This window comes from Moritella marina ATCC 15381 (genome assembly GCF_008931805.1).
Classification (GTDB): domain Bacteria; phylum Pseudomonadota; class Gammaproteobacteria; order Enterobacterales; family Moritellaceae; genus Moritella; species Moritella marina.
The window spans coordinates 1,884,479-1,897,792 of the sequence record NZ_CP044399.1 but is presented as its reverse complement, the minus strand read 5'-3'; the positions used below and the strand labels follow the sequence as shown (position 1 = coordinate 1,897,792).

At 42.8% G+C, this 13,314-nt stretch carries 14 protein-coding genes; 9 read left to right on the top strand and 5 right to left on the bottom strand.

All coding sequences use genetic code 11. The annotated features are described in order from the left end of the window. From FR932_RS08520 to FR932_RS08510, 3 genes are read left to right on the top strand one after another with little or no spacing between them, the layout of a single operon-like run. Positions 1-1,395: an aldehyde dehydrogenase family protein gene (locus FR932_RS08520; RefSeq protein ID WP_019441102.1), complete on the top strand. Its 1,395-nt coding sequence runs from the start codon at positions 1-3 to the stop codon at positions 1,393-1,395. Positions 1,396-1,419: 24 nt separating this feature from the next. Further along, complete coding sequence (locus tag FR932_RS08515; RefSeq protein ID WP_019441101.1) at positions 1,420-2,592, top strand: iron-containing alcohol dehydrogenase; 1,173 nt, start codon at positions 1,420-1,422, stop codon at positions 2,590-2,592. A 34-nt stretch (positions 2,593-2,626) separates the two neighbouring features. Next, positions 2,627-3,346 (top strand): GMP synthase, encoded by a 720-nt coding sequence (locus tag FR932_RS08510; protein ID WP_019441100.1) that lies wholly within the window; start codon positions 2,627-2,629, stop codon positions 3,344-3,346. A gap of 4 nt (positions 3,347-3,350) precedes the next feature. Here FR932_RS08510 and FR932_RS08505 read toward each other — a convergent pair whose 3' ends face one another. Both FR932_RS08505 and FR932_RS08500 read right to left on the bottom strand, forming a co-directional pair. Beyond that, positions 3,351-3,716 carry a YnfA family protein gene (locus tag FR932_RS08505; protein WP_019441099.1) on the bottom strand — a complete coding sequence of 122 codons (366 nt, stop codon included), beginning with the start codon at positions 3,714-3,716 and terminating at the stop codon, positions 3,351-3,353. A gap of 114 nt (positions 3,717-3,830) precedes the next feature. After that, a complete protein-coding gene (locus FR932_RS08500) occupies positions 3,831-4,712 on the bottom strand; it encodes a bifunctional allantoicase/(S)-ureidoglycine aminohydrolase (RefSeq protein WP_019441098.1) in 882 nt (293 codons plus the stop codon). Positions 4,713-4,843: 131 nt separating this feature from the next. Here FR932_RS08500 and FR932_RS08495 point away from each other — a divergent pair, with 131 nt between their 5' ends. Next, positions 4,844-5,710, top strand: a complete 867-nt coding sequence (locus FR932_RS08495; RefSeq protein ID WP_019441097.1) for a LysR family transcriptional regulator — start codon at positions 4,844-4,846, stop codon at positions 5,708-5,710. 99 nt (positions 5,711-5,809) lie between these two features. After that, positions 5,810-6,409 carry a uracil-DNA glycosylase family protein gene (locus FR932_RS08490; protein ID WP_019441096.1) on the top strand — a complete coding sequence of 200 codons (600 nt, stop codon included), beginning with the start codon at positions 5,810-5,812 and terminating at the stop codon, positions 6,407-6,409. A gap of 98 nt (positions 6,410-6,507) precedes the next feature. Here the strand turns inward: FR932_RS08490 and FR932_RS08485 are convergent, their stop codons facing one another. Further along, complete coding sequence (locus FR932_RS08485) at positions 6,508-6,756, bottom strand: hypothetical protein (RefSeq protein WP_019441095.1); 249 nt, start codon at positions 6,754-6,756, stop codon at positions 6,508-6,510. Positions 6,757-6,995: 239 nt separating this feature from the next. Between FR932_RS08485 and FR932_RS08480 the strand changes: the two genes are divergently transcribed. Both FR932_RS08480 and FR932_RS08475 read left to right on the top strand, forming a co-directional pair. Then, on the top strand, positions 6,996-7,745 hold the full coding sequence (locus tag FR932_RS08480; RefSeq protein ID WP_026032114.1) for an electron transfer flavoprotein subunit beta/FixA family protein: 750 nt from the start codon (positions 6,996-6,998) through the stop codon (positions 7,743-7,745). After that, positions 7,746-8,774, top strand: a complete 1,029-nt coding sequence (locus tag FR932_RS08475) for an electron transfer flavoprotein subunit alpha/FixB family protein (RefSeq protein WP_019441093.1) — start codon at positions 7,746-7,748, stop codon at positions 8,772-8,774. 161 nt (positions 8,775-8,935) lie between these two features. Here FR932_RS08475 and glgC read toward each other — a convergent pair whose 3' ends face one another. Beyond that, positions 8,936-10,153, bottom strand: coding sequence for a glucose-1-phosphate adenylyltransferase (gene glgC, locus FR932_RS08470; protein ID WP_019441092.1), 1,218 nt, complete (start codon positions 10,151-10,153; stop codon positions 8,936-8,938). A 309-nt stretch (positions 10,154-10,462) separates the two neighbouring features. Here glgC and FR932_RS08465 point away from each other — a divergent pair, with 309 nt between their 5' ends. After that, positions 10,463-11,302, top strand: a complete 840-nt coding sequence (locus FR932_RS08465; RefSeq protein WP_019441091.1) for a patatin-like phospholipase family protein — start codon at positions 10,463-10,465, stop codon at positions 11,300-11,302. Between the two features lie 117 nt (positions 11,303-11,419). Further along, the gene (gene katE2 / locus FR932_RS08460) at positions 11,420-12,871 is read left to right on the top strand and encodes a catalase KatE2 (RefSeq protein ID WP_019441090.1); all 1,452 of its coding nucleotides are present in this window, start codon (positions 11,420-11,422) and stop codon (positions 12,869-12,871) included. A gap of 133 nt (positions 12,872-13,004) precedes the next feature. Here the strand turns inward: katE2 and FR932_RS08455 are convergent, their stop codons facing one another. Continuing rightward, on the bottom strand, positions 13,005-13,310 hold the full coding sequence (locus FR932_RS08455) for an ArsR/SmtB family transcription factor (RefSeq protein ID WP_019441089.1): 306 nt from the start codon (positions 13,308-13,310) through the stop codon (positions 13,005-13,007). Between the last annotated feature and the right edge of the window lie 4 nt (positions 13,311-13,314).

Sequence of the window (13,314 nt, the reverse complement as noted above, 5' to 3'; positions counted from 1 at the left end):
ATGACGAGCAACAAGCCGATACAGCAAACGCGTTCACCCATAGATAATTCCGTTTACGTAGAACGCGATCTAGCAAGCAGTGAAGACATTCAAAATAGCTTACGAGCCTCGGTCATCGCGCAAGCACATTGGCGTAAGGTGGCGCTAAAAGAACGTGCAGCGATCTGCCATAAAATGGTCGATGCTTTGGTGGCAAATACAGATGAGATCGCCACTGAATTATGTTGGATGATGGGACGGCCAATTCAATATGCCAGCGGTGAAGTTGTAGGTCTAGCAGAGCGGGCGCGATATATGATTGATGTGGCAGCAGAGGCTTTAGCACCAGTTAATCTACCAGAATTAAGTGGATTTATTCGCTATATAAAGCGTGAACCACTCGGTACTGCCTTTGTTATTGCGCCGTGGAATTATCCTTACCTGACTTCGATAAACACTATCATTCCGGCCATCATGGCTGGTAATAGTGTGGTATTAAAGCATTCTAAACAAACGCCATTATGCGCAGAGCAGTTGTTTAAGGCGTTTGAACAAGCTGAGCTACCCGAAGGTGTGTTCCAGTATCTACACTTAAGTCATGTCGATACTCAAACAGTCATAAAGGACAGTCGCATTGATTATGTGGCGTTTACTGGCTCGGTTGCTGGTGGTGACATGATTGAGCAAGCTGCTAGTGGACGTTTTATTGGGGTAGGTTTAGAACTCGGCGGTAAAGATCCTGCGTATGTTCGCGCTGATGCCGATATTGACCACGCTGTTGCCACTTGCATTGATGGTGCCTTTTTCAACTCTGGTCAATCTTGCTGTGGCATTGAGCGCATCTATGTTAATAGTTGTGTATTTGACGAATTTATTAGCAAGGCTGTCGAGCTGGTCAATAAGTATAAACTCGGACGTCCTGATGATATCAATACAACATTAGGCCCTTTGGTGACAGCGTCTGGGGCTGCTCTGGTTCGTTCGCAGATCCAAGATGCTCTGTCTAAAGGGGCGACTGCGCACATTGATGCAAAAGACTTTCCACTTGATGAAATCGGTACCGCGTATCTTGCGCCACAGCTATTAACGCAGGTTAATCATCAAATGCGGGTAATGACCGAAGAAAGTTTTGGTCCTGTGGTTGGTGTGATGAAAGTCGACAATGATGAACAAGCCATTGCGCTGATGAATGATTCGGCATTTGGTCTTACAGCGGTGGTATTTACACAAGATATAGAGGCGGCCATTACCCTGGGTGAGCAACTCGATACCGGTACTTTTTTTGTCAATCGCTGTGATTATCTCGACCCTGGCTTAGCGTGGACTGGGGTTAAGCACTCAGGGCGCGGCTGTACTTTATCTGCATTAGGTTATGAGTCGCTAACACGGCCAAAATCATTCCACATTAAGCTTTAGCATAAATTGTAAAAGGTAGGCGTCATGATAGAACTCAATCAATTTACAGCTAATTGGCACTATCCCACAGCGATTCGCGTCGGTATTGGTCGTATCCAAGACCTGCCGAATACCTGTATTGAATTGGGTATGACATCGCCATTACTGATCACCGATCCCGGGCTTGCAGACTTATCCATGGTCAAATCTGCTATCGAGCATTGCCAACAAGTAGGATTAAGATGTGGTATTTTTTCACAGATTAAAGGCAATCCAACGGGAGAGAATATTTGTGCTGGGGTGGGTGCCTATAAGCGTGGTGAGCATGATGGTGTTATCGCTTTTGGTGGCGGTTCGGCATTGGATGCCGGTAAAGCGGTGGCCTTGATGGTAGGACAAGAACGACCTATTTGGGATTTTGAAGATGTCGCTGACAACTGGTCGCATGTTAATATCCAAGGCATGGCGCCGGTTGTTGCTGTACCGACCACATCGGGTACGGGATCAGAAGTAGGGCGTGCTTCGGTGATTACGGACAGCGAACATCATGTCAAACGCATTATTTTTCATCCGAACATGTTGCCTGCTATTGTGATTTTAGATCCCCAATTGAGTGTCGAGTTACCTGCTCAACTCACTGCGGCGACGGGGATGGATGCCTTGTCCCACGCTTTGGAAGCCTATTGTGCTACGGGTTATCACCCTATGGCAGAAGGCATCGCATTGGAATCCATTCGATTGATTAAAGACTACCTACCACGTGCAGTTGAAGATGGTCATGATCTTGAGGCAAGAGCATACATGATGACCGCTTCAACAATGGGCTCAACAGCTTTCCAACGTGGACTTGGTGGCATGCATGCACTTGCTCATCCTATTGGCGCGCTTTATGATAGTCATCATGGGTTATTAAACGCCATCTTGATGCCGTATGTATTGAAGGCGAATCGCAGTGCCATTGAGATGAAACTAATTCGTTTGAGCCGTTATTTAGAACTGGAAGATACGGACTTTGATAGCTTTCTAGAGTGGATATTAACGTTACGTAAGCAACTCGATATTCCTCACTCCCTTGGTGAGATCGGTATTGATGCTGAGCGTGTCGTGGAAATCGCTGCAATGGCGGAGCAAGATCCTTCTGCTAGCGGTAATCCGATAATACTTAATGCGCAGCAGTATGCTGATATTTGTTTATCTGCGGTGCATGGCGACCTATAAACGGAAGTACTCATTATAAGGTGGGGGTAAGGCGATGAAACTTGGTATTCTGCAATGTGATGATGTACGGGCTAGTTTACACGCTGATTTTGGTAATTATGCCGCTATGTTTGAGACCTTGCTTCAACAAGTCGACAGCACATTAGAACTGCATTTTTATCGGGTGATTGATGGTCATTTTCCACAGCATGTGGATGAATGTGACGCTTATATTTGCAGTGGCAGTAAATGGGGAGTGAATGATGACGATCTTTGGATCCGCCAGTTAGCTGATTTTACCCGGGTTCTCTATGATGCAAAGAAGGGCTTGGTGGGTATTTGTTTTGGTCATCAAATGATTGCGAAAGCGTTAGGTGGACAAGTGGAAAGAAGCCCCCGAGGGTGGGGCGTCGGCATTGCCCATGCTGATATGCTTGTCGAGCACAGCTGGATGCAGCCAAAGCAAGACAATATTGCGCTGGTGGTTTGCCATCAAGATCAAGTCTGTAAATTACCCGCTGATGCTAGCATATTACTGAGTAATGATTTCTGCCGTTATAGCATGTTCCAAGTGGGCGAACACTTTCTGGGTTTACAAGGACACCCTGAGTTTACTCGGTCATATTCTGCGGCATTGATGGAACAGCGTCGCGATATTATCCCTGTTGATACAATCAATGCTGCGATGACGTCATTAAATCATCAACCCGATGATAAACTGATTGCCCAGTGGCTGTTGATGTTTTTAAAGCAGACTGTCGCGAAACGCGAGTAGGTCATCACCACAACAATCTGTCATGACTTAAACAGTGCTTATGCCCCCTTGGCGCAAACATAATAATCGCCATACCAACAAGTGCTACTGAGGCGCCAATCATATCCCACATGGTCGGTTTGATCCCATCGACGCCCCAAAGCCAGAGTATGGCTACAAAGATGTATACGCCACCGTATGCGGCATAAACACGACCAGCGGCGTCAGGATGCAGTGACAATAACCATGCAAATAAGGCAAGGCTTGCTGCAGCTGGGATCAATAGTAATATACTCTTGTCTTGTTTAAGCCAAAGATAAGGCAAATAACAGCCAATGATTTCAGCCAGAGCGGTAACGAAAAATAGTGCGATAGTTTTTAATTCAAACATGTTATCCGTGTTTTTTTATTTAAAGCGTAATACCTCAGTCTGAGGCAATCATTGAGCGTTAAAATAAGCGACAAACGGATAAAAGCCAACTGTTATTTGTGCTACTTGAAGCAATTAATTCGTTGGACGAATAAAAGGCATATGACGGTTAACGTCTTTATATAGCAAGTAACGAAATGGACCAGGGCCTCCGGCGTAACATGACTGTGGGCAAAAGGCGCGTAGCCACATAAAGTCACCCGCTTCAACTTCTACCCAATTTTGGTTTAAGTGATAAACAGCTTTACCTTCCAATACATACAAACCATGTTCCATTACATGCGTTTCATCAAATGGAATAACAGTACCAGGTTGGAAAGTCACGATGTTTACATGCATGTCATGACGCATATCGGTGCCATCAACAAAACGCGTTGTTGCCCAGCCGTCATTTGTATCAGGCATATAGATAGGGTCTAGATCGTTTTCGTTAGTAACAAATGCTTCTGGTAAAGCTAAACCTTCAACCGCTTGATATGCTTTACGCACCCAATGAAAACGTACAGGTTGGTCATTGTTGTTATGAACAGTCCAATTACAGCCCGGTGGAATGAAAGCATAACCACCTTCTGTCATATGGTGCGGTTCACCTTCAATGGTAATATCCATCTCGCCCGCGACGACAAACAAAACACCTTCAGCATTCGGATCAAGCTCTGGTTTATCTGATCCACCTTGAGGGGCAATCTCAACAATATATTGTGAAAACGTTTCAGAGAAACCACTTAATGGGCGAGCAATAACCCACATACGCATGTTTTCCCAAAATGGTAAAAAGCTTGTAACGATATCAGTCATGACACGTTTAGGGATAATTGCGTAGGCATCTGTTAGAACTGCACGATCAGAAAGTAGCTGTGTTTGCGGTGGCAGACCACCTTGGGGTGAATAATACGTATGTTTTTCTGTCATTACTTGTGATCCTTCGACAAGAGGCTGGCCTTGAGTTGTTGGCATACTTATGTCGCCTAGAGCGCATAAGGTAGATTAATAAGTTTCACCCAATTATGCATCAACCTGTTAACATTGGGAAATTAAATAATTAACTGGTTATCAGTGGTTAACCCACTGGAATGTTGGGATACATTATGCATCAGATATTAGACCCCGTTTTATTACGCAGTCTTGTGGCTGTCGTGGATACAGGCAGCTTCACGCGAGCAGCAGAAAGTGCCCATTTAACACAGTCTACAATTAGCCAGCAGATCCGTAAGTTAGAAGCGCAATTGGGTTGTGCTCTGTTAGTCCGAACAAAGCGTTATACCACAGCCACACTTGAAGGGGAGCGCATTGTCACCTCTGCAAGACGTATTTTGGCAATGATGGAAGATGCGATATCACAAACCGCTACGAGTGCAGAGCAACGACCCATTCGTCTTGGTGTGCCAGAAGATTTTGCCACTCATGAATTAATGCCGACCTTATCGCGATTTGCCAAAGTTTTTCCGGATGTACGGCTAGAGGTTAAAAGTGGTTTATGCAGTGAGATGTGGACTCAGTTTCAAAATAATGACTTAGACCTTGCATTAATTAAGCACAGGTTAGGGCACGCGAAAGGCATTGCAAGTTGGCCAGAACCTTTATGTTGGGTTGATGGTAAACACTGTGATAATTTGCAACAATCGACGGTGCCGCTGGTCGGTTTACCAAGCGCTGGACTATACCGCACTGAAATGGCTCATACATTTGATATGTTAGATAAAAAATGGCGAATGGCTTACATTACTACTAGCTTATCCGGTGTTAGCTACGCTGTAGAGGCGGGATTAGGCATTTCGCTATTACCTAAAAGGCTCGTGAGTCCAAAGCATCATATTTTAGGTATTGATGATGGGCTGCTAGATGTTCCGCCACTGGAATTATTACTGCACGTTGCTCCGCAGCAGTCAAATCAAACTAAGTTTTTAGCTGAGTATTTAACAGAAGCATGTGATGCTATTTTTAAGCGAGTTTAATAAGCAATATAATCGTTATACTTCAGGTGAGTATGAATTTGAATACGGGAAGATAAAGCCTATTTTTCCGTATAAACAGAACCATTTTGGATAGTGTGTATGAACCAAGGTACCCTAGATATTATTGTCACTGATGTCCGTAAATGCACCTTGTGTGAACCTGAGTTGCCATTGGGAGCTAGGCCTGTATTGCAAGTCGATACACAAGCAAAAATACTGATAGCAGGGCAAGCGCCTGGTATTCGTGTACATGAATCGGGTATCCCCTTTAGCGACCCAAGTGGTGACCGTTTACGGCAATGGATGGGGATTGATTACGACACCTTTTATGATGGCACTAAAATAGCCATACTACCGATGGGATTCTGTTATCCGGGGACGGGTAAGTCGGGCGATCTACCACCAAGACCGGAGTGCGCTAAAACGTGGCGAGCGGAAATACTCGCGGTAATGCCAAATATTGAGTTGATACTGGTGATTGGTGTTTATGCGCAGAAATGGCATATGGGTGATGTAAAGCAGAAAAACCTCACTGAAATTGTGAGGCATTGGCAAGACTATGGGCCAAAAAATTGGCCTGAACGATTACCGCTGCCGCATCCGAGTCCACGTAACAACATTTGGCTAAAGAAAAACCCGTGGTTTCAACAAGAAGTGATCCCGCATTTACACGAGAGGGTGAAGCAGTTGTTAAGCTGATTGGTCGATAGCGTAAGAACGACTATCGAGGTTCACATACGGATGTTTAAACCCCGATAGTAGGATGCATAAATAGCTATACTTTGAACAGTAAGCAATTAGTGTTTTGTTTGCACGCCGTTACGTACCATTTCTTTGCCGTTTTCGTAAACTTCATCAGTGACGTAACGGGCTAATAGCAGGCTTTGGTTATCATCAAATACAGCGATAAAGTGACGACCATCTTTGGTATTTGTTGCCATGCCAATACCTGCAACACCTTGTAGGCCAAAGCCACCGTTTTCAACGCTTACTAGGAAGCTTTCTAAGTCAGCCAGGTTATCAATAGCATCATGTTCGTTATTCATCTTGTATACTCTTTGTTGCTACTTGCTCAGAGGGAGCTAAGTCAGTCGTTATAATATGCAGCGTACTTTACAGATTATAAGTGATTAATTAAACCTTTGTTGTCGTTTAATCTTAACTGCTTAATTATCATTCTTCAAATTTGCCATACCTCATAACACCACTATTCTTAATGCATAATCACTTGATTGAATAAACACAAATAAGTTGACTAATTAAATAAAAACGTCTTGGGGATACTATGAAAATATTAGTCGCAATGAAGCGAGTTGTTGATCACAGGGTAAACGTCAGGGTGAATACAGATAAAATGGGCATTGATACAGCGAATGTCAAGATGGCCATTAATCCCTTTTGCGAAATTGCTATTGAGCAAGCTGTACGTTTTAAAGAACAAGGCACAGCTGATGAAGTTGTTTTGGTTTGTATTGGCGCAAAAGATGCCGAAGTGCAGTTACGCGCAGGGTTAGCTTTAGGCGCAGACCGCGCAATTCTGATTAAAGTTGATGAAGAAGTACAGTCGCTTGATGTGGCAAAGTTACTGCAAATAATAGTGCAAGAAGAACTACCCGATTTAGTATTACTCGGTAAACAAGCCATTGATACAGACAACAATCAAACAGGGCAAATGTTGGCGGCGCTCACCGATATGCCGCAAGGTACTTTTGCCTCTGATATCGTTTTCATTGTGCCAAATAAAATTAAAGTCACCCGTGAAATCGATGGTGGATTGGTGACATTTGTTTTAAGTTTACCTGCCGTTGTTACTGTTGATTTACGTTTAAATACTCCTCGTTATACCTCGCTACCAAATATCATGAAAGCCAAGCGGAAAATTATCACCGTTACTTCTCCTGAGGCGATGAAGTTTAGTTTATCGCCGCGACTCACCACGCTTAAAGTTGAACCGCCACCTGTGCGTCAAGCGGGTGTTAAAGTAGCTGATGTTGCTGAATTGGTAGATAAACTACAACAGGCAAAGGTGATCTAAATGGCGATATTGATAATAGCTGAGCATGATAACAATACATTGCAAGTCGCTACGTTAAGTGTGCTAGCTGCCGCGGCTGAGATAGCGAACTATGATAGTGATAGCGAATTACATTTACTTATCATCGGGTGTGACTGTCAGGCTGTTGTAGATATGGCGCAGGGTGTTGTGGGGTTAAGCAAAATACTAATTGCGGATGATCTTCTATATCAATATTCGTTAGCAGAGAATATAGCCCCGTTAGTGGTATCGCTCGTTGAAGATACAAATCAAGAACTCAAGCAAATTCAAGATGCCAAGCAAGCCCCATTTCAAATTCACTATAGTCATATTATGACCTCTGCAAGCACAACCGGGAAGGACTATCAACCGAGGATCGCGGCGCTATTAGACGTCGCACAGATATCGGACATCATCAGCGTAGAATCGGCGGATACTTTTAAACGACCTATCTATGCTGGTAATGCGATTGCAACGGTGCGATCGAGTGATGTAATTCAAGTTATCACTGTACGTAGCAGCGCGTTCGAACCTGTGCCATTAAACTCTTCGTCGTTAGACAATGGCAATGAAGTCGCTGTAGTTGAATTAGCTGCACAAGCGGATGGTGGTAAAACTGCGTTTATTAGTGCGGAATTAACCCAATCATTACGGCCGGATTTAACCACGGCTAAAGTGGTCATCGCTGGTGGTCGCGGCCTACAAAATGCAGATAACTTTGTATTGTTAGATAGCTTGGCCGATCAGTTAAACGCAGCAGTGGGTGCCAGTCGTGCTGCTGTTGATGCTGGATTTGTTGCTAATGATTTACAGATTGGACAAACGGGTAAGATCGTTGCGCCAGATCTGTATATTGCTGTGGGTATATCAGGTGCAATCCAGCACATTGCAGGGATCACTGGTAGCAAAGTTATCGTGGCTATTAATAGTGATGCTGATGCGCCTATTTTTGATGTGGCCGATTATGGTTTAGTGGCCGACTTATTGGATGTATTGCCTGAATTAACACAAGTATTAAAATCTAGATAGCTTTTGCTGGCAGATTTAATCATAGGGTTTATCATTGGTTTTTTAGCCGCATTAACGCTTATATTGAAACTGAAAAGCAGCTATTATTTTAATAAATAATAGCTGCTTTTCGTCGATGATTAATGCATTTTTATTAGAGATGAGTGCGGTTATAAAGTCGATTAGCCGAATTTATAATCGCCAGGTACGACAACGACGCCAAGCTCTGAAATCGTGAACCGTGCAGCGTCTTCAGCTTTGTTTATACCAATTTGAGTTCTTGCTGGGATCTTAACGTGTTTATCGATAATGCAATTCTGTAACTGACAGTATTCACCCACTTCAACGTCATCAAAGAGGATACTCGCAGACACAGTCGCTCCATCATTGATTTTCACATTAGATGACAGCACTGAGTTTTGTACCGAGCCACCGGTGATAAGCACGCCATTGGAAATAAGAGAGTTGATAAATATGCCCTCATTGCCACTTTCAGATGCTGTTGTTCTTGCTGGTGGCAGTTGTGGTTCGTAGGTTCTAATTCCCCAGTCACGCTGGTATAAATCAATGGGTGATAAATGTTTTAATAGATCCATATTGGCTTGATATAAGGAATCGATAGTGCCGACATCACGCCAGTAAGCATCTTTAGATACACGCCCTGAACTACCTGCAAATTGATGCGCGTATACTTTTTCTTTATCAATCAATTTGGGAATAATATCTTTGCCAAAATCATGGTTGGAGTATGGATTATCTGCATCTTTCTCTAATGCTTCAATGAGCGCATCAGTAGTAAATATATAGATGCCCATAGACGCAAGGCTGCGTTCAGGATCATGAGGCAATGTTGCTGGTTGCTCGGGTTTTTCTGCAAATTCGATTATTTTTTGGTTTTCGTCAATTGCCATCACACCAAAACCAGTTGCTTCTATAGCAGGGACTTCCATGCACGCGATAGTTAAGTCAGCTTCATTTATTTTGTGGCGCTCTAGCATCGGCGCGTAATCCATTCGATAGATATGATCGCCTGAAAGCACTACAACATATTTAGCTTCGCTGCGTGAGAGTAGCCAGAGGTTCTGATAAATAGCATCCGCAGTGCCGCTATACCACTTGTCTCCCTTACGCATTTGTGGTGGGACGACTGTTACGTATTCTCCGAGTTCAGGATTAAAAATAGACCAGCCATCACGTAGGTGTTTTTGCAGTGAGTGAGATTTATATTGAGTCAGTACTAGAATGCGCCTTAAACCTGAGTGAAGGCAGTTGGTTAGGGTAAAGTCAATAATGCGGTATTTGCCACCGAAGGGTACAGCTGGTTTTGCTCTATTATCTGTGAGTGGCGAAAGACGTGCGCCCATTCCACCTGCGAGTACGACCGTTAGTGTGTCTTGCATATTTATATCACTCCCTAATTAATTTAAAAAGTCACGAGTCTGTAAGCTGTATTTATATCAAAAACTGGGCCAAATGTTAACTATTTGAAAGCTAAATGTATTTATAAGTGGGTATATGTTTTATCACCATAGTAAAGCGGTATTTAATGCTAAAAGCACCAAGTTAGTGCGGTGTATCTTTAATTAATCATTTAGTATGTAATCATATTTTTAATAGTTTTTGACTATTGTTCTTTTCGGTTTAACCACTTTTTCTTTATGGTGAAAACACTATATTCTTTATATATTGATTTGAAAGGGGATGAGCCAATGCAAAAAAGAGCGATAATAGTTGAAGGTGGTAGTATGCGCGGTATTTTTGCCAGTGGTGTATTGGATGCTTTTATGGAACAACACTATTTGCCTTATGACTTTGCGATTGGTGTCTCGGCGGGTGCATCTAACTTAATTGGTTATTTAGCGGATGCACCACAACGTAGCTTTAATGTGATCACGACGATGGCCACAGATAAAGCCTTTTTTAATCCTATTCGTTTTGCTAAAGGCGGAAATTTAGTTGATGTTAAATGGCTATGGGAATCGTCAATAGAACGTTACCCGATTGATCATGACAGATTGTTTAACAATATTCCTATGTATGCCGCAGTCACGGATATAGATACAGGGCATGCTGATTACCATCGTATTCAGCCAGACACATTAGCGAATGTGCTTGAAGCGACGACAGCATTACCGATTGCTTATCGTGACACGCCTTGCTTTTCAGGTGGCTGCTATACTGATGGAGGTGTTGCTGACTCGATACCCGTTCGCAAAGCATATAGACTGGGTGCGCGTGATATCACCGTCGTCCTTTCTCATCCGCTTAGTTATGAAAAACAAACAATTAAGTATCCATGGTTGGTTAAAAAATTATTTTCTCAGCATCCAAATATCGCCAAATCGATGATGGTAAGAGCAAAGAATTATAACGAATCTCTCGAATTTATAAAAAATCCACCGAGCGATCTAACCATTCGAGTGATAGCGCCACCCGAAGAATTTAGCGTTAAAAGATTAACAATGAATAAAGCAGCCTTGAGTAAAGGTTATTTGATTGGCAAGCAAGCGGGCCAAACACATATGGAAAATATTTTTAGTGGAAGTTGAGATCTAAGTGAAAGAAAAGTGCAGTAAAAGAAAGGCAAGCAATAAATAAAAACAATAATAAAAAAGTAATACATGTTCGTTTCTACAGTTATATCTAGTATAGATAAGGAATTAGTGATGAGTAAAAAATTAACGACTGCAGCAGGCTGTCCTGTTGCCCATAACCAAAATGTACAAACTGCAGGTAAAAGAGGCCCACAATTGCTTCAAGACGTGTGGTTTTTGGAAAAACTGGCTCATTTCGACCGTGAAGTGATCCCAGAGCGTCGTATGCACGCTAAAGGTTCTGGCGCGTATGGTACCTTTACTGTTACGCATGATATTACTCAATTTACCAAAGCTAAGATATTCTCTGAGATCGGTAAAAAGACCGAGTTGTTCACTCGCTTCACTACTGTTGCTGGTGAGCGTGGGGCTGCAGATGCAGAACGTGATATTCGTGGTTTTGCGATGAAGTTTTATACCGAAGAGGGTAACTGGGATTTAGTCGGTAATAATACGCCTGTGTTCTTTTTACGTGATCCACTTAAGTTTCCAGATCTTAATCATGCCGTAAAACGCGATCCACGCACCAATATGCGTAGTGCTAAGAACAACTGGGATTTTTGGACGTCATTACCTGAAGCATTACATCAAATCACAATTGTAATGAGTGATCGTGGTATCCCAGCAACTTACCGTCACATGCACGGATTTGGTAGTCATACCTTTAGTTTTATCAACAGCAATAATGAACGTTTTTGGGTTAAGTTCCACTTCAAATCACAGCAAGGTATTAAGAATTTAACCGATGCTGAATCAGAAATTTTGATTGGTAAAGACCGAGAAAGTCATCATCGCGATCTACTGGAAAGTATTGATAATCAAGATTTCCCTAAGTGGACGATGCAAATCCAAATCATGCCAGAAGATGATGCGTCGAAAGTACCTTACAACCCGTTTGATTTAACCAAAGTATGGCCGCACAGCGATTATCCTTTGATTGAAGTGGGTGAGTTAGAACTAAACCGTAATCCTGAAAATTTCTTTGCTGAAGTTGAGCAGTCTGCATTTAACCCAGCAAGTGTGGTACCTGGTATCAGTTTCTCTCCGGATAAAATGTTACAAGGTCGCTTGTTCTCGTATGGTGATGCGCAGCGTTATCGTTTAGGTGTCAATCACCACAGTATTCCGGTGAATGCTCCACGTTGCCCTGTACACAGTTATCATCGAGATGGTGCGATGCGTGTTGATGGTAATCATGGTGGTACGGTTGGTTATGAACCAAATGATCAAGGTGAATGGGCTGAACAACCAGACTTCTCTGAGCCACCGTTAAGTTTAGATGGCGCAGCTGCACATTGGGATCACCGTGAAGATGATGATTACTTTAGCCAGCCAGGGGATTTATTCCGTTTGATGACACCAGAGAAGCAAGCAGTATTATTTGATAATACTGCACGTAATATCGGTGGCGTACCTGAAGAAATTCAACTTCGTCATTTACGTCATTGCTTTAAAGCAGACCCAGCTTATGCCCACGGTATTGCTAAGCTGTTAGGCATTGATGCAAGTAAATATAAAAACTAGGGGTTAGGCTGGTTATAACAGCAAAATTTAGTTAGTAAAAAGGGTGCCTATATTTGCACCCTTTTTTAGTGTTATTAGCTTGTAGGACAAAGTTTGTACCAAACTACAGTCTCAAAAGCTTAATGACAAAAGCTTAGTCACAAAAGATGTCGTGTAATACGTTAATCACTTTTGTCACGTTGCTATCATCCAATTGGTAGTAGATAGTCTGTGCTTCGCGGCGAGTTTTTACGTATTTCTCACGTCTTAACCAAGCAAGATGTTGTGATAACGTCGATTGCGGGATCGGGATTAATTCATTCAGCGCTGATACAGACAGTTCACCTTGCTGTAACATGCACAATATCATCAAGCGATGTTTATTACTTAATGCTTTCATAAGTGATTCAGCTTTAGCGGCATTTTTCTCTAATCGCTCAATGCTTATTTGTTCTGTCATAGTT

What these genes read in the sequence shown, in the direction of transcription:
- FR932_RS08520 (WP_019441102.1), top strand. Translation starts at nt 1, where the DNA reads ATGACGAGCAACAAGCCGATACAGCAAACGCGTTCACCCATAGATAAT.
- FR932_RS08515 (WP_019441101.1), top strand. Translation starts at nt 1,420, where the DNA reads ATGATAGAACTCAATCAATTTACAGCTAATTGGCACTATCCCACAGCG.
- FR932_RS08510 (WP_019441100.1), top strand. Translation starts at nt 2,627, where the DNA reads ATGAAACTTGGTATTCTGCAATGTGATGATGTACGGGCTAGTTTACAC.
- FR932_RS08505 (WP_019441099.1), bottom strand. Translation starts at nt 3,716, where the DNA reads ATGTTTGAATTAAAAACTATCGCACTATTTTTCGTTACCGCTCTGGCT.
- FR932_RS08500 (WP_019441098.1), bottom strand. Translation starts at nt 4,712, where the DNA reads ATGCCAACAACTCAAGGCCAGCCTCTTGTCGAAGGATCACAAGTAATG.
- FR932_RS08495 (WP_019441097.1), top strand. Translation starts at nt 4,844, where the DNA reads ATGCATCAGATATTAGACCCCGTTTTATTACGCAGTCTTGTGGCTGTC.
- FR932_RS08490 (WP_019441096.1), top strand. Translation starts at nt 5,810, where the DNA reads ATGAACCAAGGTACCCTAGATATTATTGTCACTGATGTCCGTAAATGC.
- FR932_RS08485 (WP_019441095.1), bottom strand. Translation starts at nt 6,756, where the DNA reads ATGAATAACGAACATGATGCTATTGATAACCTGGCTGACTTAGAAAGC.
- FR932_RS08480 (WP_026032114.1), top strand. Translation starts at nt 6,996, where the DNA reads ATGAAAATATTAGTCGCAATGAAGCGAGTTGTTGATCACAGGGTAAAC.
- FR932_RS08475 (WP_019441093.1), top strand. Translation starts at nt 7,746, where the DNA reads ATGGCGATATTGATAATAGCTGAGCATGATAACAATACATTGCAAGTC.
- glgC (WP_019441092.1), bottom strand. Translation starts at nt 10,153, where the DNA reads ATGCAAGACACACTAACGGTCGTACTCGCAGGTGGAATGGGCGCACGT.
- FR932_RS08465 (WP_019441091.1), top strand. Translation starts at nt 10,463, where the DNA reads ATGCAAAAAAGAGCGATAATAGTTGAAGGTGGTAGTATGCGCGGTATT.
- katE2 (WP_019441090.1), top strand. Translation starts at nt 11,420, where the DNA reads ATGAGTAAAAAATTAACGACTGCAGCAGGCTGTCCTGTTGCCCATAAC.
- FR932_RS08455 (WP_019441089.1), bottom strand. Translation starts at nt 13,310, where the DNA reads ATGACAGAACAAATAAGCATTGAGCGATTAGAGAAAAATGCCGCTAAA.